The following is a 21,318-nucleotide window of genomic DNA, read 5'->3' as shown; positions in this document are numbered from 1 at the left end:
AGGCCAGGGCGAAGCCCCAAAGCCCCTGGGGTGGGCCTGCCGCAGGGCCTGCAGGCCGCCCCCGTCAAGCGCCGAGGGGACCCACACACCACGGGACGGCCGCCCCCGGAGCGAGCCCGCCGAAGCCCCCGGCCGCACCGACGCGCCCGCGCCTGCCACCCACCCACCACGCACGCACCCACGCACGCACACACCCACCACGCACACGCCCGCCACGACGCACGCACCCACCCACCCCCAACTACGCCCCCGGACCTAAGCCGCAGGCCCGATGCGCAGGCCCGCACGGCGATGGTCGGATGGCGGAATGAACGATCTTGCAAAAGACCCGGACCCCGCCACCCCCAACCCCGCCACCCCCAACCCCGTCACCCCCGGCCCCGTCACCCCCGGCCCCGACGTCCCCGGCCCCGACGTCCTCACCCGCCTGGCCGAGGAGCGGAACGTCTGGCTCTGCACCGTGCGCCCCGACGGCTCCGCGCACGTGACCCCCGTCTGGTTCGTGTACGCCGACGGCACCTGGTGGATCGGCGCGGACGCGAGGTCGGTCAAGGTCCGCAACGTCCGGGCCGAGCCGCGCGTCTCCCTCGCCCTGGAGGACGGCCGGTTCCCGGTCGTGGCGGAGGGCGGGGTCGTCCTGCACCGCGACGACGACGGGTTCCCAGCCTCGGTCGTAACGGCGTTCCGGGAGAAGTACGGATGGGACGTGGGCGCGGCACGCCCCGACGATCGCCGGGTCCTCCTCGAAGTCCCCGTACGACGCTGGCTACTGGCGGGCACCGCCCAGTAAGCCGTCACCACCCGTCACCCACCACCCACACCCGCCACCCCCACCACCCACCACCCACCACCCACCACCCGGCCACCAATCCCAAGCCAACCCCAAGCCGCCCCCCGACCACCCACCCCCACATAGGTCTATAGTTAGGTCAGCCTAACCTAACCACCCCGGGGAGCAGTGTGAGTACCGAGGTCTACCGGGACGCCTGGGGCATCCCGCATCTGCGCGCGTCCGGCCCCAACGAACTGGCCTTCCTCCAAGGGCGCGTGACCGCCTCCGACCGCGGCTGGCAGCTGGAGGTGGAGCGCCGCCGCTCGCAGGGCACCACGGCCGCCTTCCTGGGGGCGGAGGCCGTCGACTGGGACCGCTTCGCCCGCCGCACCCGGCTCGACGACACCGCCCGCCGCTGCTTCGAGGCCCTCGACGGGGAGACCGCCGCCTGGGTACGGGCCTACGTCGACGGCGTCAACGCGGGCATGGCCCGCGGCGCGGCCCGGGACCCCCGCTTCGCCCGCACCGGGCTGACGCACCGCCCGTGGGAGCCCTGGGTGCCGCTGGGCATCTGGCTGTCCACCCACATCCTCTTCGCCGGCTTCCCGACGAAGCTCTGGCGCGAGCGGGTCGCCCTCGCCCTCGGCGAGGAGTCGGCCACCCTCTTCGCCACCGACGGGCCCGGCACCTCCGGCAGCAACGGCTGGCTGGTGCCCGGCGACCGCACCGCCACCGGGTCGGCGATCATCGCGGGCGACCCGCACCGTTTCATCGAGGACCCGGGCGTCTACCAGCAGATCCGGCTCGCCTGCCCCGAGTACGACGTCGTGGGCCTGGCCGTCCCGGGCGTCCCCGGCCTCGCCCACTTCGGCCACACCGGCGCCGCCGCCTGGGCCATCACCAACGCCATGGCCGACTACCAGGACCTCTACCGGGAGCGGCTGCGCCGATCGGGCTCGCTGGTGGAGGCTCTCGGGCCGGACGGGCGCTGGGAGGGCGTGCAGCACCACACCGAGACCATCGAGGTGGCGGGCGGCGAGCCCGTCACGGTCGAGGTCGTGGAGACGGCGCGCGGGCCCGTGGTGCTCCAAGGCCCGGAGGCCGCCCCGTGGGAACAGGCCGCGCCGACCACCCCCACGACCACCAGCACCACCCCCATCACACCCACCACCAGCACCACCACTCCCCCCTTCGAGCCCGCCGTGAGCCTGCGCTACCCGCCCCGGGTCAGCGCCGAACTCGGCTTCGCGGCCCTGCCCGCGCTGCTGCGCGCCCGTACCGTCGCGGACGTCGACCGCGCCGCCGACCTGTGGGCCGAGCCGGTCAACGTCATCCACGCGGCCGACACCGCGGGCGGCCTCCTGCACCGTGTCGCCGGCGCCGTACCGGTGCGCGACCGGGCCAACCAGCTGCGCCTGGCGCCCGCTTGGGAGCCGGGCCACGAGTGGCGGGGTTGGGCGGCGATGCCGGCCGAGTCGGTCCAGGGCTTCGCCGTCATGGCCAACGCCCGTGGGATCGCGAGCCCGTTGGGCGTCGAGTTCGCCCCGCCGCACCGGGCGAACCGGATCCGCGACCTGCTCAGCGGCTCCGACGACTGGACCCCGGACGCCATGGCCGACATCCACATGGACACCCGACTCGCCTCCGCCGAAGCCCTGTTGGCCCTGACCAAGGACCTCGACGGACTGTCCCCCGCGGCCGAGGCGATGCGCGAGCGCCTGCTGGACTGGGACCGCCACATGGCGGCCGACAGCGCCGAGGCCCTGCTCTTCGCCGCCCTGCGCACCGCCGTCGTACGCGCCCTCGCCGCCGACCCGGCGTTCGCGGGGCTGGCCGGCGTCCCCGGCGGGCCCGAGGTGTTCCACCCGTGGCTGCACCTCGTCCCGCGGATCGGCTACGCCCTGGAGGGCCTGCTGGCCAGCGACCTGCCGACCGGCGTGGACCGGGCCGGGCACGTACGGAGCGCGCTGGAGGCGGTCGCTGCGCAGCCGCCGTCCGGGGTCTGGGCCGACACGCACCGCCTGGTGCCGTGGCAGGCCCTGCCCGCCCCGGACGCGCAGTGGCCGGGCCTGGGCGGCGACCACGACTGCGTGCTGGCCACGTCCTCCGTCCCCGGTGCCACCGACCTCGTCTTCCGCGGCCCGGCCGCCCGCTACGTCTGGGACCTGGCCCGCCGCGAGGACAGCCGCTGGGCCGTCCCGCTCGGCGCGGACGGCGTCCCGGGCCGGCCCCACCACCGCGACCAGCTCGCCCCGTGGGCCCGCGGTGAACTCGTACCCGTGGTGACCGACTGGTCCCGACTCGAGAAGGAGAGCCCGTGACCTCGCCCTCCACGTCCGACGCCACGCCCGACACCCCAACCGACGCACCGACCGACGCACCGACCGACGCAGCGTCCAACACCCCGCAAGCGACCCCCGTCTCCCCCCGCCCACCCGTGTTCACCAAGGACGCCGAGGACGCCGAAGGCCTCGGCGCCCTGACGGTCACCCCGCTCGACCCGGCCGTGGACAGCCCGCTGGTGCACGGCTGGGTCACCCAGGAGCGGGCCCGCTTCTGGGGCATGGATGGGGCGGACCTCGACCTGGTCCGGGAGATCTACGAGGACGTCGACCGGCGCACCACCCACCACGCCTTCCTGGTCCGCCTGGACGGGCGGCCGGTCGCGCTGTTCCAGACGTACGACCCCGCCGAGGACCGGATCAGCGAGTGCTACGAGGTGGTGCCCGGGGACGTCGGCATGCACATCCTGCTCGCTCCGGCCGAGGGGCCGGCGGTGCCCGGATTCAGCGTGCGGCTGATGCGGGTCCTGCTGGAGTTCGCCCTGTCCGGCGGCGGCACCCGGGTGGTCGGCGAACCGGACGCGGCGAACCACAAGGCCGTCGCGCTGCTGACGCGCCTCGGCTTCGAGGCCGGGCCGGAGGTCGAGCTGCCGGAGATCGACCTCCCCGAGGTGTACCTGCCGGCCAAGCGTGCCCGGCTGTGCATCCTGACGCCGGACTCCCCGCATCACCCGTAAGGAGTAACCCGCAAGATCCTCAATGCCCGTTCCCCCAGCGCGACTTGACCGGATCAGGAGCCCCACGGGAAGCTGATCCGCACTCGACACGACAGCGCTGGGGGGACAGTGACCAGCACGAACCTGCACATCGGACCGGACTCCGTGCCGGACCGGTACCGGCTCTTACGCTCCATCGGGCGCGGCGGGGAGGCCGTGCTCTACCTGGCCGAGATCGAACTGGCCGGTGGCAGCGAGCCGGTGGTGGTCAAGGTCCTCGACTCGAAGACCACGATCACGCCCGAGGTCTTCGAACGCGTCAGCCGGAAGTGGAACGAGCAGGCGGAGCTGCTCCGCTTCGTGCACCGGCCCGGGGTGGTCGGGGTGCGCGAGCACTTCGAGGGCCCGCCCATCCACCGCCCCGGCGAGTCCGGCACCCTGACCGGCCGCGCGCTGGTCCTGGTCATGAACCACGTCGACGGCCTCGACCTGCGCGACTGGCGCGCGGAGCGGACCCTGGCCGCCGCCGCCGAGCGGCGCGAGGTGATGCGGACGCTGGAGCAGCTGGCCGACGTACTGGACTGGCTGCACTCGGGCAAGGCCACCCCGTCCGGCCGGCAGGTCATCCACGGGGACCTGTCCCCCGGCAACGTGATGGTGGACGGGCACGGGCAGGCCACCCTGGTGGACTTCGGGCTCAGCAAGCTGACCGCCGACCACCAGACGGCGGAGGTCTGGTTCACCCCGGGCTACGCGGCGCCCGAGGTCTTCGACGGGAAGCGGACCCCGGGCACGGACCGGTACGCCTTCGGAGCGATCGCGTACTTCCTGCTCAGCGGGCAGTCCCCGCCCCCCGCTCCGGAGCAGCTGGCGTCCGCCCTCGCAGCGCTGCCGGCCCTGGCCGGGCTCGCCCCGGAGCAGCGGGAGCGGGTCACCTCGATCGCCGCCGCCGACCCCGGGGCGCGGCCGCTGAACCTGTCCGCGTGGGTGAAGGACGTCCGCCACGGGGTGGTCTCCACGACGGCCACCACCTCGCAGCGCGTCCAGGACACCCCGCCGAGGCCGGCGTCCGCGCCCACCGTGCCGCCCCGACCGGCGGCGCCCCCGCCGACCGCCGCGGACGTCCCCCACGGCCCGACCCCCACGAACGCCCCGCACGGCCCGACCCCCGCGGACGCCCCACCGACCACCGCCGACGCCCCGCCCGCGGCCGCACCCACACCCGCGCCCACACCCGCACCCCTAGGCGTCTTCGGCCCGCCTCCATCGCAGGAACCGCCTCCATCGCAGGGCCCGCCCCCGTCGCAGGGCCCGCCCCCGTCGCAGGGCCCGCCCCCGTCGCAGGGCCCGCCGACCGCGCCGGGCGGCCCGGTGTACCCGCCCACCGCGGTCGTCACCACCCCCGAGGGCGCGCCCCCGGCGCCGCCCCGCAAGAGGAAGCGCCGCGGACCGGTGCTGGTGGCCGCCGCGGTGGCCGTGGTCCTCATCGCGGCGGGCGCGGTGTTCGGCGCGAAGTACCTGGGTGACCGCACCGGGGACGGCGGCAACCACGCGGACGCCGAGGGCGGCCCGGTCGCCAGCAGCGCGCCGGCCACGCAGGAGTCCACGCCCACCCCCACCCCGGACGCCACCGAGGAGGAGACCCAGGACCCGTCCGGCGACCCGACCGCGGGCGCCTCCGCCACGCCGGGCATCCCGGACGACGCCACCCAGACCTCCCTGACCACGTTCCCTCTGGTCAGCGGAATGGAGGGGTACGAGGTCAGAGCCGTGAAGATCAACACGCAGCGGCACGCGGACGCGTTCGTCGCACCGGACTGCAACGGCTACGCCATCGAGTTCGACCTCGACAGGTCGTGGAAGAAGCTCCAGCTGACCGCGGGCATCGAGGACGACTCCAAGAAGAGCAGCGGCCGGCTGACCATCACCGCGGACGGCGAGTCCCTCTTCGCGGAGGAGCTGGAACTCGGCAAGCCGAAGGAGCTCGACCTGAACGTCGAGAACCGGCTGCGCCTGCGCATCAGCACCGAACAGTGCGAGGACGGCGTCCTCGCCCTCGGCTCCCCGATCCTCAAGAGGTAACCGGCAGGACTCAAGAGGTAGCCGGCAGGAGAAAAGCGGGCGCCCCGGTCCGGTCCACCAGGGACCGGACCGGGGCGCCCGTACGGCACACCGGAGAGACCGGGCGTCAGCCCTCGACGCCGAGCTTCTCCAGGATGAGCTCCTTGACGCGGGCCGCGTCGGCCTGACCGCGGGTGGTCTTCATGACCGCGCCGACCAGGGCGCCGACGGCCGCGACCTTGCCGCCGCGGATCTTGTCCGCGATGGCCGCGTTCCCGGCGATGGCCTCGTCCACGGCCGCGCCCAGCGCGCCCTCGTCCGAGACGACCTTCAGGCCGCGCTTCTCGACGACCTCGTCCGGGCTGCCCTCGCCGGCGAGGACGCCCTCGAGGACCTGGCGGGCCAGCTTGTCGTTGAGCGAGCCGTCCGCGACCAGCGCGGACACCCGGGCCACGTCGGCCGGGGTGATGCCCAGCTCGTCCAGGCCCTTGCCCGACTCGTTGGCGTTGCGGGCCAGCTCGCCCATCCACCACTTGCGGGCGGCGGCCGAGTCGGCGCCGGCCTCGACGGTGGCGACGATCAGGTCGACGGCGCCGGCGTTGAGGATCGACTGCATGTCGAACTCGCCGACGCCCCACTCCTCGCGGAGCCGGTTGCGGCGCACGCGCGGCATCTCCGGAAGGCCGGCGCGCAGCTCCTCGACCCACTCGCGCGCGGGCGCGACGGGGACCAGGTCGGGCTCCGGGAAGTACCGGTAGTCCTCGGCGTTGTCCTTGATGCGGCCGGAGGTGGTGGAGCCGTCGTCCTCGTGGAAGTGACGGGTCTCCTGCACGATCGAGCCGCCGGACTGCAGGACGGCCGCGTGGCGCTGGATCTCGAAGCGCGCCGCGCGCTCGACCGACCGGAGCGAGTTGACGTTCTTGGTCTCCGAGCGGGTACCGAACGTCGAGGTGCCCTTCGGCATCAGCGACAGGTTCACGTCGCAGCGCATCTGGCCCTTGTCCATGCGGGCCTCGGAGACGCCGAGCGCCTTGATGACCTCGCGCAGCTCGGCCACGTACGCCTTGGCGACCTCGGGGGCGCGCTCGCCGGCACCGACGATCGGCTTGGTGACGATCTCGATGAGCGGGATGCCGGCGCGGTTGTAGTCCAGCAGGGAGTGGGACGCGCCGTGGATACGGCCGGTGGCGCCGCCGACGTGGGTCGACTTGCCGGTGTCCTCCTCCATGTGGGCGCGCTCGATCTCCACGCGGAAGACCTCGCCGTCCTCCAGCTGGACGTCCAGGTAGCCGTTGAAGGCGATCGGTTCGTCGTACTGGGAGGTCTGGAAGTTCTTCGGCATGTCCGGATAGAAGTAGTTCTTCCGGGCGAAGCGGCACCAGTCGGCGATCTCGCAGTTGAGCGCGAGGCCGATCTTGATGGCGGACTCCACGCCGATCGCGTTGACGACCGGGAGCGAGCCGGGCAGGCCGAGACAGGTCGGGCAGGTCTGCGAGTTGGGCTCGGCGCCCAGCTCGGTGGAGCAGCCGCAGAACATCTTGGTCCTGGTGCCGAGCTCGACATGGACCTCGAGGCCCATGACGGGGTCGTACGCGCCCAGCGCGGCCTCGTACGACAGGAGTTCGGTGACGGTCACGGTGAAACTTTCCCTCTCAGCCCAGCAGGACGTCGTCGTCGCCCAGGCGCTTGAGCTCCCGGTACAGGATCGCGAGGCCGGTGACGATGGCGGCGGCGGACACCACGGCGTCGACGAGCACCAGCGCGTCGTGCTCCTTGCGGGCCTTCTTGGCCTGCTTGATCACGCTGAAGGCCCCGAAGGCGGTGGTGCCGATGGACAGGTACGTGCCGGACTTGGACTTCTTGAAGCCCTTGGCCTTGGCGAGTGCGTTGCTCACAGCGACGGTGCCTCCTCCAGCAGCGGGTGACCCCAGCGCTCGACGAAGGCGGCCTCGACGGCGGCACCGACCTTGTACAGGCGGTCGTCCTTCATGGCGGGGGCGATGATCTGCAGACCGACCGGGAGGCCGTCCTCCGGCGCCAGGCCGCAGGGCAGCGACATGGCGGAGTTGCCGGCCAGGTTGGTCGGGATGGTGCACAGGTCCGCGAGGTACATCGCCATCGGGTCGTCGGCGCGCTCGCCGATCGCGAAGGCGGTGGTCGGGGTCGTCGGGGAGACGATCACGTCGACCTGCTCGAAGGCCTTCTCGAAGTCCTTCGTGATGAGCGTGCGGACCTTCTGGGCCGAGCCGTAGTACGCGTCGTAGTAGCCGGAGCTGAGCGCGTACGTGCCGAGGATGATGCGGCGCTTGACCTCGTCGCCGAAGCCGGCTTCGCGGGTCAGGGCGGTGACGTCCTCGGCGGACTTGGTGCCGTCGTCGCCGACCCGCAGGCCGTAGCGCATGGCGTCGAACCGGGCGAGGTTCGAGGAGCACTCGGACGGCGCGATCAGGTAGTACGCGGCCAGCGCCAGGTCGAAGGACGGGCAGTCCAGCTCGACGATCTCGGCGCCGAGCTCCTTGAGGAGCTCGACCGACTCGTCGAAGCGCTGCACGACGCCGGCCTGGTAGCCCTCGCCGCGGAACTGCTTGACGACGCCGACGCGCATGCCGGCCACCGAGCCGTTGCGGGCCGCCTCGACGACCGGCGGGACCGGGGCGTCGATGGAGGTGGAGTCCAGCGGGTCGTGGCCGGCGATGACCTCGTGCAGCAGGGCCGCGTCGAGGACGGTGCGGGCGCACGGGCCGCCCTGGTCCAGGGACGAGGAGAAGGCCACCATGCCGTAGCGGGAGACGCCGCCGTAGGTGGGCTTCACGCCGACGGTCGCGGTCACGGCCGCGGGCTGGCGGATGGAGCCGCCGGTGTCGGTGCCGATGGCCAGCGGGGCCTCGTACGCGGCCAGGGCCGCCGAGGAGCCGCCGCCGGAGCCGCCGGGGATGCGGGTGAGGTCCCACGGGTTGCCGGTGGGGCCGTAGGCGCTGTTCTCGGTGGAGGACCCCATGGCGAACTCGTCCATGTTGGTCTTGCCGAGGATGACGACGTCGGCTTCCTTCAGCTTGCGCGTCAGGGTGGCGTCGTACGGCGGGATCCAGCCCTCGAGGATCTTGGAACCGACCGTGGTGGGCACGCCCTTGGTGGTGAAGATGTCCTTCAGGGCGAGCGGGACGCCGGCCAGCGGGCCGAGCTCCTCGCCGCGGGCGCGCTTCTCGTCGACGGCGCGGGCCTGGGCCAGCGCGCCCTCGCGGTCGACGTGCAGGAAGGCGTGCACCTTCTCGTCGACGGCGTCGATGCGGGCCAGGTGGGCCTCGGTCACCTCGACGGCCGTGAGCTCGCCCGAGGCGATCTTCGCGGCGATCTCGGCGGCCGTGAGCTTGATGATGTTGTCGGCCATGGTCTTAGTCCTCCCCCAGGATCTGCGGCACCTTGAAACGCTGCTGCTCCTGGGCGGGAGCACCGGAAAGCGCCTGCTCGGGGGTGAGCGAAGGACGGACCTCGTCCGCGCGCATGACGTTCGTCAGCGGCAGCGGGTGGGAGGTCGGCGGTACGTCTTGGTCGGCGACCTCGGCGACGCGGGCGACCGCGCCGATGATGTCGTCCAGCTGACCGGCGAAGTGGTCCAGCTCGTCGCCGGACAGCTCCAGACGCGCCAGCCGAGCGAGGTGGGCGACCTCCTCGCGCGTGATGCCAGGCATGCAGCGATCCTCTGAGGGTGGTGAGTGTGTAGGTTTCGGGCCCAATCCTATGGGGCACCGGCCGCATGCCACGAAACGGTTTGGCGCGCCCGGGCCCTCGGAAGGGCCCGGGCGCGGGGTCGGCCGGGCGTCAGGACACGGTGCGGCCGGTCCAGCCGGAGGAGATCCGGACGCGGTCGCCGAAGCCGCCGCGGCCGTTTCCGGGGTTGAAGCGGGCCACCCCGGAGGAGTCGACGGACAGCAGGTCGGCCCTGCCGTCGCCGTTGAGGTCACCGGCCCCGAGCAGCTGCTTGTAGGTCTTGCCCCAGTCGCGGAAGACCAGCGCGCGGGCGGTCAGCGTGCCCTTGCCGGTGCCGTTGTAGCGCCACAGCTCGCCGGAGCCGTCCAGGGCCAGCACGTCGCCGCGGCCGTCGCCGTCGAGGTCCCCGGCGCCGATCACCCGGGTGTACGCGTTCCAGCCCGGACCGATCTTGACGCGGGAGGCGAAACCGAAGGTGCCGCTGCCCGGGTACAGCCACAGGGTGCCGCCGGCCTTCTCCCGGACCAGGAGGTCGGCCCGGCCGTCACCGGTCAGGTCGCCGGGGCTGGTGAGGACGTCGTACCCGCGCCAGTCGGCGCTGACCTTCTTGTACGGGGAGGCCGGCGCGGGCAGCCGGCCCGCGGGGGTCTGGTACATCCGGGCCTCGCCCGTGGGGAGGACGGCGAGGACGTCGTTGACGCGGTCGCCGTTGAGGTCGCCGAAGGCGGCGAACCGGGTGCCGGCCGTCCAGCCGGTGGTGACCGAGGCGGTGTGGGTGGTGCCCCGGGCGAGGTGGCCCGCACCGTCGCCGAGGTAGCGGGTGAGGGTGGTGCCGGTCAGGGAGAGGACGTCGGCCCTGGCGTCGTCGCTGAGGTCCCGGTAGCGGGGCACCGGGCGGGCGACGCCCGAGACGGCGTACAGCGGCTTGTGGTACGTGCTCCACAGGACGGTCGGGCGGGTGCCGGAGACGGCGAGGACGCCGAAGACCGGGTCCGCGACGCCCGTGCGGGGCGTGGTCGCCAGCGCCTTGGGCGCGGACCAGCCGGTGGGGGTGCGGAAGGAGGTGACGTAGGCGTACGAGCCCTCGCCGAGCCGGACGGTCCAGCCCGCGTACGCGGTGCCGTCCGTGCCGATGCCGGTGCTGACCTTGCCCTGGAACTCCGGGTAGCGGTCGTCGAGCTGGGCGGGTGCGGACCACGCGCCGGTGGCGGCGTCGCGGGTGGCGGAGAGCACCTTCCGGGCGCCGTACGGGGCGGTGACGAGGGTGACCTCGCCCTTCGGGCCGACGAGCGGGCGGGGCAGGTCGCTGCGGGGCGCGTCGTTCCCCGTGAACGGGGTGAGCTCGGCCGCGCTCCAGGCACCGCCGGCGACGCTCTGGCGGGCGAAGCGGACCGCGCGGTCGTCCTGCGCGTAGCTGAAGTGGCCCCACACGAGGGTGAAGCCGCCGGCCGGGTGGGCGTCGACGCGCATCCCGGCGGGGCCGGTGCCGTCGACGACCGCCAGGTCCTTCGCCTCGCCCCAGGCGGCCGCGCCCGCCGGGCGCTCCATGATCCGCGAGTGGTAGTCGATGGCCGCGGCGGCCGCGGCGGGGGCGGGCGAGCCGTCCTTGGCGGGGGCGACGTCGCGCTGGGCGTCGTCCATGTTCCAGACGAGGACGGCGTTGCCGTTCTTGTCCACGGCGCCGGACAGGCCGGTCAGGTACCACTCCCCGCCGTCGCCCTCCTCGCCGGTGCCCTTCACGGTGTCGACGAGGGCTGGCTGGGACCAGGCCTCGCCGGGCGCGGCGCGCTCGGTGAGGCGCACCTGCATGCCCCCGGTCGCCTTCTCGGCCCAGGCGGCCGTGAGGCGGCCCGTGGCGCTGCCGAAGACCTGGACGGCGTCGGGCCACCAGCCCAGCGTGGTGACGGTCGTGGGGGCGCTCCAGGTGGTGGCGCCCGGTGCCAGGGTGGCGGCCTTGAGGACGGCCTCGCTGCCCTCGCCGCGCTCCAGCCAGGAGGCGACGAAGGAGCCGTCGCCCTGGGCGGTGAGGCGGTTGTGCCACCAGTCGGCCTTGGTGGTCAGGACGACGGAGGCGCCCCAGGTGGTGCCGCCGGCGGGCCGGACCATGACGGTGAGGGTGCGGATCTCGGCGGTGGTCGACGGGTTCGTCGCGCGGTCGCGCAGGGCGGCCACGGTGCCGTCGGCGGCCGAGGCCATCGCGAAGGACGTGTTCTCGCCGGCCGGCACGGCCTGGGTCGCGGCGCCCCAGGCACCGGGCTGGACGGGGTCGGTGGTCACGGCCGCCGCGGCCGGGGCCGGGGCGGTCGGCCCGGCGAGCGCGGACGGTGCGGTGGCGCCGAGGACGAGTGCCGGGCCGAGCGCGACCACGCAGGCACGACGGAGAGAACGCTTGTTCAAGTAGGGCCCCCCAGTTCGAACTTCAAGCGAAGTGGGGGGAGCCTACAACAGCCACGTGTCCGGAATCCGAGGGGTCGTCACCGGCCTGCGGGGCACGGCGAGGGGGCCACTGGGCGGGGATCACTGGGCGGGATCACTGGGCGGGGGTCTCCGAGGACGAGGCGGCGGAGAGCTCCGCGGTGATGTCGGCGGGACGGCGCCAGCCGCGCTCGCCGCGGGCCAGCAGCCAGGCGGTGGCCTCGGCGGGCGGCATCGCGGCCGCCACCAGCCAGCCCTGGACCGCGTCGCAGCCCAGGTCGCGCAGCCGCTCCCAGGTCTCGTCGTCCTCGACGCCCTCGGCGACCACGAGGAGGCCGAGCGAGTGGGCGAGGTCGACGGTGCAGCGGACGATCTCGGCGTCCTGGGCGTCCACCGCGAGCCGGGCGACGAAGGACCGGTCGATCTTCAGCTCGCTGACCGGCAGCCGGCGCAGGTGGACCAGCGAGGAGTAGCCGGTGCCGAAGTCGTCCAGCGACATCTTCACGCCGTGGCCGGTGAGGCCGGCCATGGTGTCGGCGGCCCGCTGGGGGTCCTCCAGCAGCACGTGCTCGGTTATCTCGAGCTGGAGGGCGCCGGCCGGGACGCCGTGGCGGGCCAGCCGGGCGGCGACGGCCCCGGCGAAGCCGGGGGTGTGGACGTCGCGCGGGGAGACGTTCACGGCGACCGGGACCTTCAGGCCCTGGGCGCGCCACCGGGCGACCTGGGCGAGGGCGGTCTCCAGCACGTACTCGGTCAGGTGGGGCATGAGGCCGGAGGTCTCGGCGATGGCGATGAACTCGTCCGGGGGGACGCGGCCGCGCTCGGGGTGCACCCAGCGGACCAGCGCCTCGAGGCCGGCGACCTGGCCGTCGAAGCGGACCTTGGGCTGGTAGTGGAGCTCCACCTCGCCGGCGTCGAGCGCGCGGCGCAGGTCGCCGAGGAGGCCGAGCCGGTCGGGGGTGTTGGAGTCCCGCTTGGACTCGTAGACCTCCACGCCGGTGCGGTCGCGCTTGGCCTGGTACATCGCGACGTCGGCGCGGCGCAGCAGGCCCTCGGCGTCGAGGGCGTGGTCGGGGAAGACCGCGAGGCCGGCGCTGGCCTCCAGGACGAGGGTGAGCCCGTCCAGGTCGAGCGGGGAGGACAGCTCGGCGACCAGGTGGCGGGCCACCCGCTGGGCGCTGGTGGTGGAGTCGGCGAGCGGCAGGAGGACGGCGAACTCGTCGCCGCCCAGCCGGGCGGCCTCGGCCTGGCCGGGCAGGGCCTTCTGGAGGCGCTCGGCGATCTGGAGCAGCAGCCGGTCGCCCGCGAGGTGGCCCAGCGTGTCGTTGACCGCGCGGAACCGGTCCAGGTCGATGAGGACGAGGGCGGACCGGGTGCCGATACGTTCAGCCTCGTCCAGCGCGGTCCAGGCGCGCTCCAGCAGCCACTGCCGGTTGGGCAGGCCGGTGAGCGGGTCGCGCAGCTGCTCCTCGGCCCGGGCCCGGGCGATCCAGAGGGTGGAGTCGAGGGCGATGAGCGGTACGGCGAACAGCGGGAGCAGCACGGGCAGGCTGATCGCGACCACGCAGATGAGCGGTGCGATGCCCAACAGAGCGATCGCGACGAGGCCCTGACGGACCATCGCGGTGCGGGCCACGGTGGGCAGCCCCCCGCCGCGCGGGGCGGTGGCGAACCACAGCAGCACCCGGGTCACCGCCAGGTACGCGACGGCCACCAGGGCCACCTCGGGGATGGCGTCGACGCCCCACTGGGCGGGCAGCCACGGGTACTCGACGGTCGGGGACTCCCCGAAGGCGGCCATCACCAGGGCGCCGGCGCCGATGCCGAGGACGTCCACGGAGCCGTGCAGCAGGCCCTGCTTCCAGCGGTGCCGGCGGGCGGCCCCGACCAGCGAGACCACCGCGAGGCTCACCAGCCCGGCGGGCACCCACCCGTAGAGCAGCAGGACGCCGAGCGTGAGGGCGGCGCCGGAGCCGGTGCCGCCCCACCACCGGTCCCGGCCGAGGGCGACCAGGTGGCCGACGATGATCCCGGTGAGGAGTGCGAAGCACCAGCCGACCGTGTCGCCGGGGAAGAGCGCGTTGCCGTCGCCGAGTCCGAGCACGATGCCGGCGGCCAGGACGAGGACGCCCGCCGCGACGATGGCGGCGGGCAGCACGCGGCGCCGCCCCGCTCCGATGTCGAGCGGCAGCATCGCGTGCGTCCTGGCACCCAGGACGCCCAGCCTGCCCACCCGTCCGGGCGGTAGCAGCTCCCCGCCGAATTCTGGTGACGGGTCGGCGCTTTCGGTGGGTTTCATGCCCGTCCCTCTCACAGCCGGCGATGCCGATGCCACGCGATGGCCCCGATGTCATGCCATCACGGCTGGAATTGCACCACGCAGCCGTGCACGACAGGCGCACCCCTCAACAGTAGGCTGCAGGAGGCTCCCAGGGGCAGCGGTCGGCAACGGTTGCCCGAATGCGACCCAGCCATCCTCATCAGTACGGTATTCGCCGAACGGGTGAGATTGGACCAGGACCCCCCTGTCACCCATCTGATGATCCGACAGGCCACCGGGGGCTGGCTACCCCTTGTCGTCCGCTTCTTCTCCTCCTTCTCTACCCCGCCCCTCCGTGCTTCTCCCTATTCCCCCGCAACCGGAAGTGCGGCCTCGCGCGCGGCGTCCGGTCCCTGCTCCAACAGGACGGCGAATCCGGCTTCGTCGAGGATCGGCACCTTGGCCGCCACGGCCTTGTCGTACTTGGAGCCGGGGTTCTCGCCCACGACCACGAACGAGGTCTTCTTCGAGACCGAGCCGGTCACCTTCGCCCCGCGGCTGACCAGCGCCTCCTTGGCCCCGTCCCTGGTGTGCCCGGCCAGGGTGCCGGTGACCACGACGGTGAGGCCCTCCAGCGGGCGCGGGCCCTGGTCCTCGCCGGCACCCTCGTCCTCCATCCGGACGCCCGCGGCCCGCCACTTGCGCAGGATCTCGCGGTGCCACTCCTCCTCGAACCACTGCGTGAGCGAGGCGGCGATGGTGGGACCGACGCCCTCGACGGCCGCCAGCTCCTCCTCGGTGGCCTGCTCGATGCGGTCGATGGAACGGAACTCGCGGGCCAGCGCCTCGGCGGCCACCGGACCCACGTGGCGGATGGACAGGCCCGTGAGGATGCGGGCCAGCGGTCGCTCCTTGGCGGCCTGGATGTTGGCCAGCATGGCGAGGGTGTTGGTCTTGGGCTCGCCCTTCTGGTTGGCGAAGAAGGTGACGACCTTCTCCTCACCGGTCTTCGGGTCCCGCTTGGGCAGCCCGGTGTCGGGGTCGAGCACGTACGACTTGATGGGCAGCAGCTGCTCGACGGTCAGGTCGAACAGGTCGCCCTCGTCGCGCAGCGGCGGCTCGGCGGGCTCCAGCGGCTGGGTGAGTGCGACCGCGGCCACGTACCCGAAGTTCTCGATGTCCAGGCACTTGCGGCCGGCCAGGTAGAACAGCCGTTCGCGCAGCTGCGCCGGGCAGGAGCGGGAGTTGGGGCAGCGCAGGTCGATGTCCCCCTCCTTCATCGGCCGCAGGTCGGTGTCGCACTCGGGGCAGCGGGCGGGCATCACGAACTCCCGCTCGGTGCCGTCGCGCAGGTCGGTGACCGGCCCGAGGATCTCGGGGATCACGTCACCCGCCTTGCGCAGCACGACCGTGTCGCCGATCAGCACGCCCTTGGCCTTGACCACGTCCTGGTTGTGGAGCGTGGCGAACTCCACCTCCGAGCCCGCCACCGTCACCGGCTCGACCACCGCGTACGGCGTGACGCGGCCGGTGCGGCCGACGCCGACGCGGATGTCCACCAGCTTCGTATTGACCTCCTCCGGCGGGTACTTCCAGGCGATCGCCCAGCGCGGGGCCCGGGAGGTGGAGCCGAGCCGCCCCTGGAGCGGGATCTCGTCGAGCTTGACGACCACGCCGTCGATCTCGTGTTCCACCGAATGCCTGTTCTCGCCGAAGTGGGCGATGAACTCCCGCACCTCCGCCAGCGAGGAGACCACCCGGTTGTGCCGGGCGGTGGGCAGGCCCCACTCGCGCAGCAGCTCGTACGCGTGCGACAGGCAGTCGATGTCGAAGCCCCCGCGGGCGCCGATGCCGTGCACCACCATGTGCAGCGGCCGGCTCGCGGTGACCTTGGGGTCCTTCTGGCGCAGCGATCCGGCCGCCGCGTTGCGCGGGTTGGCGAAGGGCTTGTCGCCGGCCTCGACCAGGCGGGCGTTGAGACCCTCGAAGGCCTCCATCGGGAAGTAGACCTCGCCGCGGATCTCCACGAGCTCCGGGATCCGGTCGCCCGTGAGGCGGTCGGGGATCTCCGCGATCGTGCGCACGTTCGGCGTGATGTCCTCGCCGGTGCGGCCGTCGCCACGGGTGGCCGCGCGCGTCAGCCGCCCGTGCTCGTACGTCAGGTTCACGGCGAGGCCGTCGACCTTGAGCTCGCAGAGGTAGTGGTACGCGGAGGCGCCCACGTCCCGGGCCACCCGCTCGGCCCAGGCCGCCAGCTCCTCGTCGTCGAAGGCGTTGTCCAGGGACAGCATCCGCTCGCGGTGCTCGACGGCGGTGAACTCCGTCTCGTACGCCCCCGCCACCTTCTGGGTGGGCGAGTCGGGGGTGCGCAGCTCCGGGTACTGCTCCTCGAGCGCCTCCAGGGACCGCAGCAGCTTGTCGAACTCGGCGTCGCTGACGACCGGCTGGTCCTTCACGTAGTACCGGAAGCGGTGCTCCTCGACCTGCTCGGCCAGCAGCTGGTGCTGCTCGCGCACCTGCGCCGGTACCGTGCTCTCCTGCTGTTCGGCTGCCATGCCCCTGGTCCTCCCGTATCGATCACTCAGGGTTGTCGGCGAGGGACCTCGCCGCCCTGACGCAATGCGCCATGGCCGCCCTGGCATAAGCGGGCGAAGCGCCCGCCAGCCCGCACGCGGGAGTGACCACCACGGACTCCGCGAGGATGCCCGGGGACAGCCCCAGCCTGCGCCAAAGCTTCCTGACACCCATGACGCTACCGGCAGGGTCTGACAACGGGACGTCGGTGGTGGGCACCACTCCGGCGAACAGTTTCACGCCGTCCTCGACGGTCTCGCCGATCGCGTCGTCCTCGCGCTCGGTGAGCAGCGAGAAATCGAACGACACTCCCGCGACCCCGGCCCGCCGCAGCAGCGCGAAGGGCACGTCGGGCGCGCAGGAGTGCACGATCACGTCCCCGTCGTGGACCGCGACGAGGTCGCGCAGCGCGCCCTCGACCACCTGCCGGTCCACGGCCCGGTACGTGCGGTAGCCGCTCGCGCTGCGCACCCGGCCCTGCAGGACGGCGGTCAGCGAGGGCTCGTCGAGCTGGAGCACGACCTCCGCGCCCGGGATGCGTTTGCGCACGTCCGCCAGGTGCTCGCGCAGCCCCTCGGCCAGGGAGCCGGCCAGGTCGCGGCAGGCGCCGGCGTCCTGCACCATGGCCTCGCCGGTGCGCAGCTCCAGCGCGGCGGCCAGGGTCCAGGGGCCGACGGCCTGGACCTTCAGCTTCCCCTGGTAGCCCTGGGTGAACTCCTCCAGCGCGTCGAGGTCCTCGCCGAGCCAGGACCGGGCCCGCTTGGTGTCCCGGCCGGGCCGGTCGCTGATCCGCCAGCCGCTGGGCTCGACGTGCGCGTACATGTCGACCAGCATCCCGAGCGAGCGGCCGATCATGTCCGCGCCGGGCCCGCGGCCGGGCAGCTCGGCCAGGTACGGCAGCTCCTCGAAGCTGCCGGTGACCGTCTTGGCGGCCTCCCGGGCGTCCCCGCCGGGCAGCGAGCCGACCCCGGTGGCCCCGCCGCCGTACCCGCTCATCGGCCGGGCCGCACGGAGAGGTCGTTGACCTCGGCGTCGCGCGGCAGGTCGACGGCCATCAGGATCGTGGTCGCCACCGACTCGGGGTCGATCCAGTCCGCCGGGTCGTAGTCCTTGCCCTCCTGGGAGCGGACCTTGGCCTGCATGGGGGTGGCGGTGCGGCCCGGGTAGACGGTGGTGACGCGGATGCCGTTGGGCTTCTCCTCGGCGCGCAGCGAGTCGGCGAGGGCCTTCAGGCCGTGCTTGGAGGCGGCGTACGCGCTCCAGTCCGCGTGCGCGTTGAGACCGGCGCCGGAGTTCACGAAGACCACCTGGCCCCGGGAGGCCCGCAGGACCGGCAGGAGCAGCCGGGTGATCTCGGCCGGGGCGATCAGGTTCACGTTGAGCTGCTGGTGCCAGGTCTTGGGGCGCAGCTCGCCGACCGGGCCGAGGTCGACGATCCCGGCGACGTGCAGCAGGGAGTCGAGCCGGTCGGGCAGGGCCTGGTGCGAGAAGGCCCAGGAGAGCCGGTCGGGGTCGGCGAGGTCGCCGACGAGGGCGCGGGAGCCGGGGTAGCGGGCGGTGAGCTCCTTGCCGCGGGCGGCGTCGCGGGCGAGCAGCACGAGGTCGTCGCCGCGCTCGTGCAGCCGGCGCGCCACGGCCGCGCCGATCCCGGAACCGGCACCGGTGATGAGGTGAGTAGCCATACCGGCAATGCTCGCATCACCGGGAGGCCCGCAGGTCAGGGGCGGGCCCGCAGGTGGCCGAGGAACGCGGTGAAGGCGGCGGGGGCGAGGCTGACGACGGGCTCCGGGCGCTTGCTGTCCCGGACGCCTATTCGGGGGCCGAGGGGAGCGACCTCGACGCAGTTGTTGCCGCCCTCCTCGGAGTAGGAGGACTTGATCCAGACGGGCTCGGGCATGGCTCAGGGCTCTCGGACGATCGATCGGATGAAATCGGTCGACGCGGCCTCGGGCAGGGCGACCTTCTCGACCATAGCCATGCGCCTGCGGAAGTTGGCCAGTTGGGTCGGGGAATCGACGAACACGGCGCCAGCAGGAGAGTCCAAATGAACCGTGTCCAGCTGAAGGTGGGCCGCTTCCGCGTAGAGGATGGTGTCGCCCGCCATCGGAAATCCTCCCGCCGAGAACGGGATGACCCGCAGCGTGACGTTGTCCCGCTCTGTGGCGGCCAGCAGTGCCTGCAACTGGCGACGCGCCACGTCGCGACCGCCGATCTCCATCCGCAGCGCCGCCTCGTGGATGACGCCGAAGTACGGCCGCGGGTTCGGCCCCATGACGACCGACTGCCGGGCCATCCGGTGAGCAACGCGCAATTCGACCTCCAGACGCGGGAGCGCCGGCACGATGAGGTCGAAGATGGCCCGCGCGTGCTCCTCGATCTGGAACAGGCCGGGCAGATGTGCCGTCTGCACCGTGTGCAGGCGCAGCGCGTCGTGTTCGAGCTCGGACACGTCCAGGAAGCCGGGCGGAATCTTGCCCCGGTACTCCTCCCACCACCTGCCCTTTCGCCCGCCCGTCATGGCGACCAAGGCATCGACGAGTGCCGTGTCCTCGCACTCGTAGATGGCCGCAAAGCGTCGCACGCGTTCCGCGCTGATTCCGAAGCGACCCGCTTCGATGTTCGAGATCTGGGTCCGGTCAGCTCCCAGCAGGCCTCCGGCCTCCACCGCGTTCATGCCCACGGCCTCGCGGAGGCGGCGCAGCTGTGTGCCCAACCGACGCTGACGGACCGTCGGTGATTGCTTCGGTGCCATGGGCTCTCCCCTCGCGCACAGTCTGCCCATCCCGGGGCAGGCCCGTCCACTGGACCCAAACATCTAACTAGTTAGAGTGAAGCGATGGCACACGTGTGAGATCTGGCGCTACCTTCGAAACGAAGCCACCGCCCCACAGCGGAAGTGCACCGGCGACCGTCGGCATGCCACCGCGAACAGGGGCCCCTCACGCCGCACATGGAGGTGCCTGCGTGAATCCGGAAGACCGAAACACCCCCCACCCGCTCCCCATCCCCTACACCGAACCGTGGGAGTACGAGCTGCACTTCCCCCAGGACCCGCGCGCACCCTGGGTGGCGCGGACGGCCCTGCTCGCCGTGCTCGCCGCGCACGGACTGGACGAACTGGCCGACCGGGCCGAGCTGTTGGCCTCCGAGTTGGCCACGAACTCCGTGCGGCACACCGCCGGGCCCGCGTCGATGCGGCTGCGGTGGGCGCATCCCGTGCTGCGGGTGAGCGTGTCCGACACCAGCCCGGTGTTCCCGATGCCGGCGGCGGAGCCGCCGGACGGGGAGACGGAGCACGGGCGCGGGACGGCCCTGCTGGAGCTGGTCGCCGACCACTGGGGCGGCTGCGCCCTCGACGAGCGGCTGTTCGGGGTCGGCGGGAAGACCGTGTGGTTCGAGCTGCGGGCGGGCGGCGGGCCGGAGTGGCCGCCGCCCGCGCCCGTCACGGCGCTCGCCGCGTGAAGCGGGAGGTCAGGCGACGGACAGGACGACCTTGCCGGTCGTGCGGCCCTGCTCGACGATCTCGTGGGCCTTGGCCGCCTCCTCCAGGGGCAGGACCGTGTCGAGGGCGGGCTTGAGCTTGCCCTCGGCGGCCAGGGCGGCGATCGCGTTCATGCCGTGGAAGTCCGGCTCGACCAGGGTCCAGCCCGTACGGAAGGCCTCGGCGTCGGCCGGGATCTCGTCCGGGCCGTTGAGGGTGATCAGGGTGCCGCCGGGCTTGAGGACCTTCAGGGAGCGGGCGCCGTAGCCGTTGCCGACGGTGTCGATGGCGACGTCGACGTCGGAGACGACCTCCTCGAAGGCGGTCGTGCGGTAGTCGATGACCTCGTCGGCGCCCAGGGAGCGCACGAAGTCGTGCTTGGCGGCGCTCGCGGTGCCGATGACGTGGGCGCCCAGGGCCTTGGCGATCTGGACGGCGAAGTGGCCGACGCCGCCGGCGGCCGCGTGGACGAGCACGCGCTGGCCGGGCTCGACGCCCGCGGTGTCCGTCAGGGCCTGCCAGGCGGTCAGGGCGGCCAGCGGCACGGCCGCGGCCTCCGCGTGGGACAGCTCGGCCGGCTTGCGGGCGAAGTGGCGGGCGGGGGCGGCGACGTACTCGGCGTACCCGCCGGCCGGCAGCGGGAAGCGCGGCATGCCGAAGACCTCGTCGCCCGGGGCGAACAGGGTCACGCCGGGGCCGACCGCCTCGACGGTGCCGGAGACGTCCCAGCCGCTGATCCGGGTCTCGCCCCAGGCGATCAGGGCGTCCGCGGCGCGGGTCTTCCAGTCGACCGGGTTGACGCCGGCGGCGTGGACGCGGACCAGGATCTCGTTGAGTCCGGGCTCCGGCTTGGCGACCTCGGACACCTTCAGGACCTCGGGACCGCCGAACTCGCTGATGACCACAGCACGCATGTCGATTCTCTCCTTCGTGGCCCGTCCGGGCCGCTGAACTGGTGCGACGTGTCCACTGTGGGGTCGGGGGGCCTCGCGTGGTCCTGGCCGGATGGCCATGATGTGACAGAATCTGGCCATGGCCACTGACCCGCA

The 21,318-nt window shown here is 73.1% G+C and carries 17 protein-coding genes; 5 read left to right on the top strand and 12 right to left on the bottom strand.

Going from position 1 to position 21,318, the window contains the following annotated elements; translation table 11 throughout:
- The first annotated feature begins 307 nt into the window (after positions 1–307).
- From ACIQCH_RS23375 to ACIQCH_RS23360, 4 genes are all read left to right on the top strand, one after another.
- A complete protein-coding gene (locus ACIQCH_RS23375) occupies positions 308–790 on the top strand; it encodes a TIGR03618 family F420-dependent PPOX class oxidoreductase (protein ID WP_402583743.1) in 483 nt (160 codons plus the stop codon).
- A gap of 170 nt (positions 791–960) precedes the next feature.
- Entirely contained in the window at positions 961–3,093 is a 2,133-nt protein-coding gene (locus ACIQCH_RS23370) for a penicillin acylase family protein (protein ID WP_402583741.1), read from the top strand.
- A gap of 116 nt (positions 3,094–3,209) precedes the next feature.
- On the top strand, positions 3,210–3,791 hold the full coding sequence (locus tag ACIQCH_RS23365; protein WP_402583762.1) for a GNAT family N-acetyltransferase: 582 nt from the start codon (positions 3,210–3,212) through the stop codon (positions 3,789–3,791).
- Between the two features lie 108 nt (positions 3,792–3,899).
- Complete coding sequence (locus ACIQCH_RS23360; RefSeq protein ID WP_402583739.1) at positions 3,900–5,852, top strand: protein kinase; 1,953 nt, start codon at positions 3,900–3,902, stop codon at positions 5,850–5,852.
- Positions 5,853–5,958: 106 nt separating this feature from the next.
- Here ACIQCH_RS23360 and gatB read toward each other — a convergent pair whose 3' ends face one another.
- From gatB to ACIQCH_RS23305, 11 genes are all read right to left on the bottom strand, one after another.
- Positions 5,959–7,467: an Asp-tRNA(Asn)/Glu-tRNA(Gln) amidotransferase subunit GatB gene (gatB, locus tag ACIQCH_RS23355; RefSeq protein WP_402583737.1), complete on the bottom strand. Its 1,509-nt coding sequence runs from the start codon at positions 7,465–7,467 to the stop codon at positions 5,959–5,961.
- A gap of 16 nt (positions 7,468–7,483) precedes the next feature.
- Entirely contained in the window at positions 7,484–7,726 is a 243-nt protein-coding gene (locus tag ACIQCH_RS23350; protein WP_402583735.1) for a hypothetical protein, read from the bottom strand.
- Entirely contained in the window at positions 7,723–9,219 is a 1,497-nt protein-coding gene (gatA, locus tag ACIQCH_RS23345; protein ID WP_030206754.1) for an Asp-tRNA(Asn)/Glu-tRNA(Gln) amidotransferase subunit GatA, read from the bottom strand. Before gatA ends, ACIQCH_RS23350 begins: the two co-directional genes overlap by 4 nt.
- Before the next feature lie 4 nt (positions 9,220–9,223).
- Positions 9,224–9,520, bottom strand: coding sequence for an Asp-tRNA(Asn)/Glu-tRNA(Gln) amidotransferase subunit GatC (gene gatC / locus ACIQCH_RS23340; protein ID WP_003955854.1), 297 nt, complete (start codon positions 9,518–9,520; stop codon positions 9,224–9,226).
- A gap of 130 nt (positions 9,521–9,650) precedes the next feature.
- Complete coding sequence (locus tag ACIQCH_RS23335) at positions 9,651–11,936, bottom strand: FG-GAP repeat domain-containing protein (protein WP_402583732.1); 2,286 nt, start codon at positions 11,934–11,936, stop codon at positions 9,651–9,653.
- A gap of 133 nt (positions 11,937–12,069) precedes the next feature.
- Positions 12,070–14,253, bottom strand: a complete 2,184-nt coding sequence (locus tag ACIQCH_RS23330; protein ID WP_402583730.1) for a putative bifunctional diguanylate cyclase/phosphodiesterase — start codon at positions 14,251–14,253, stop codon at positions 12,070–12,072.
- A 326-nt stretch (positions 14,254–14,579) separates the two neighbouring features.
- Positions 14,580–16,769 (bottom strand): NAD-dependent DNA ligase LigA, encoded by a 2,190-nt coding sequence (gene ligA, locus ACIQCH_RS23325; RefSeq protein WP_402583728.1) that lies wholly within the window; start codon positions 16,767–16,769, stop codon positions 14,580–14,582.
- A 22-nt stretch (positions 16,770–16,791) separates the two neighbouring features.
- Positions 16,792–17,784: a methionine synthase gene (locus tag ACIQCH_RS23320; protein ID WP_402583727.1), complete on the bottom strand. Its 993-nt coding sequence runs from the start codon at positions 17,782–17,784 to the stop codon at positions 16,792–16,794.
- The gene (locus ACIQCH_RS23315; protein ID WP_402583725.1) at positions 17,781–18,470 is read right to left on the bottom strand and encodes an SDR family oxidoreductase; all 690 of its coding nucleotides are present in this window, start codon (positions 18,468–18,470) and stop codon (positions 17,781–17,783) included. The genes ACIQCH_RS23320 and ACIQCH_RS23315 overlap by 4 nt, the downstream gene beginning before the upstream one ends.
- A 35-nt stretch (positions 18,471–18,505) precedes the next feature.
- On the bottom strand, positions 18,506–18,685 hold the full coding sequence (locus ACIQCH_RS23310; protein WP_402583723.1) for a DUF397 domain-containing protein: 180 nt from the start codon (positions 18,683–18,685) through the stop codon (positions 18,506–18,508).
- A gap of 3 nt (positions 18,686–18,688) precedes the next feature.
- Positions 18,689–19,540: a helix-turn-helix domain-containing protein gene (locus ACIQCH_RS23305; protein ID WP_402583721.1), complete on the bottom strand. Its 852-nt coding sequence runs from the start codon at positions 19,538–19,540 to the stop codon at positions 18,689–18,691.
- Positions 19,541–19,752: 212 nt separating this feature from the next.
- Here ACIQCH_RS23305 and ACIQCH_RS23300 point away from each other — a divergent pair, with 212 nt between their 5' ends.
- Positions 19,753–20,250, top strand: coding sequence for an ATP-binding protein (locus ACIQCH_RS23300; protein ID WP_402583719.1), 498 nt, complete (start codon positions 19,753–19,755; stop codon positions 20,248–20,250).
- Between the two features lie 9 nt (positions 20,251–20,259).
- On the opposite strand, the gene ACIQCH_RS23295 is transcribed toward ACIQCH_RS23300, so the two are convergent.
- The gene (locus tag ACIQCH_RS23295; RefSeq protein ID WP_402583717.1) at positions 20,260–21,183 is read right to left on the bottom strand and encodes an NADP-dependent oxidoreductase; all 924 of its coding nucleotides are present in this window, start codon (positions 21,181–21,183) and stop codon (positions 20,260–20,262) included.
- Positions 21,184–21,318 lie beyond the last annotated feature (135 nt).

It is taken from the genome of Streptomyces sp. NPDC093225 (genome assembly GCF_044753805.1).
Classification (GTDB): Bacteria; Actinomycetota; Actinomycetes; order Streptomycetales; family Streptomycetaceae; genus Streptomyces.
The sequence above is the reverse complement of the archived record's forward strand: the minus strand, read 5'-3'. Positions and strand labels throughout refer to the sequence as shown.

Bases quoted from the DNA above. Each gene is read 5' to 3' on its own strand.
- ACIQCH_RS23295 (WP_402583717.1), bottom strand. From the start codon at position 21,183: ATGCGTGCTGTGGTCATCAGCGAGTTCGGCGGTCCCGAGGTCCTGAAG.
- ACIQCH_RS23375 (WP_402583743.1), top strand. From the start codon at position 308: ATGAACGATCTTGCAAAAGACCCGGACCCCGCCACCCCCAACCCCGCC.
- ACIQCH_RS23320 (WP_402583727.1), bottom strand. From the start codon at position 17,784: ATGAGCGGGTACGGCGGCGGGGCCACCGGGGTCGGCTCGCTGCCCGGC.
- ligA (WP_402583728.1), bottom strand. From the start codon at position 16,769: ATGGCAGCCGAACAGCAGGAGAGCACGGTACCGGCGCAGGTGCGCGAG.
- ACIQCH_RS23310 (WP_402583723.1), bottom strand. From the start codon at position 18,685: ATGCCCGAGCCCGTCTGGATCAAGTCCTCCTACTCCGAGGAGGGCGGC.
- ACIQCH_RS23330 (WP_402583730.1), bottom strand. From the start codon at position 14,253: ATGAAACCCACCGAAAGCGCCGACCCGTCACCAGAATTCGGCGGGGAG.
- gatA (WP_030206754.1), bottom strand. From the start codon at position 9,219: ATGGCCGACAACATCATCAAGCTCACGGCCGCCGAGATCGCCGCGAAG.
- gatC (WP_003955854.1), bottom strand. From the start codon at position 9,520: ATGCCTGGCATCACGCGCGAGGAGGTCGCCCACCTCGCTCGGCTGGCG.
- ACIQCH_RS23305 (WP_402583721.1), bottom strand. From the start codon at position 19,540: ATGGCACCGAAGCAATCACCGACGGTCCGTCAGCGTCGGTTGGGCACA.
- ACIQCH_RS23315 (WP_402583725.1), bottom strand. From the start codon at position 18,470: ATGGCTACTCACCTCATCACCGGTGCCGGTTCCGGGATCGGCGCGGCC.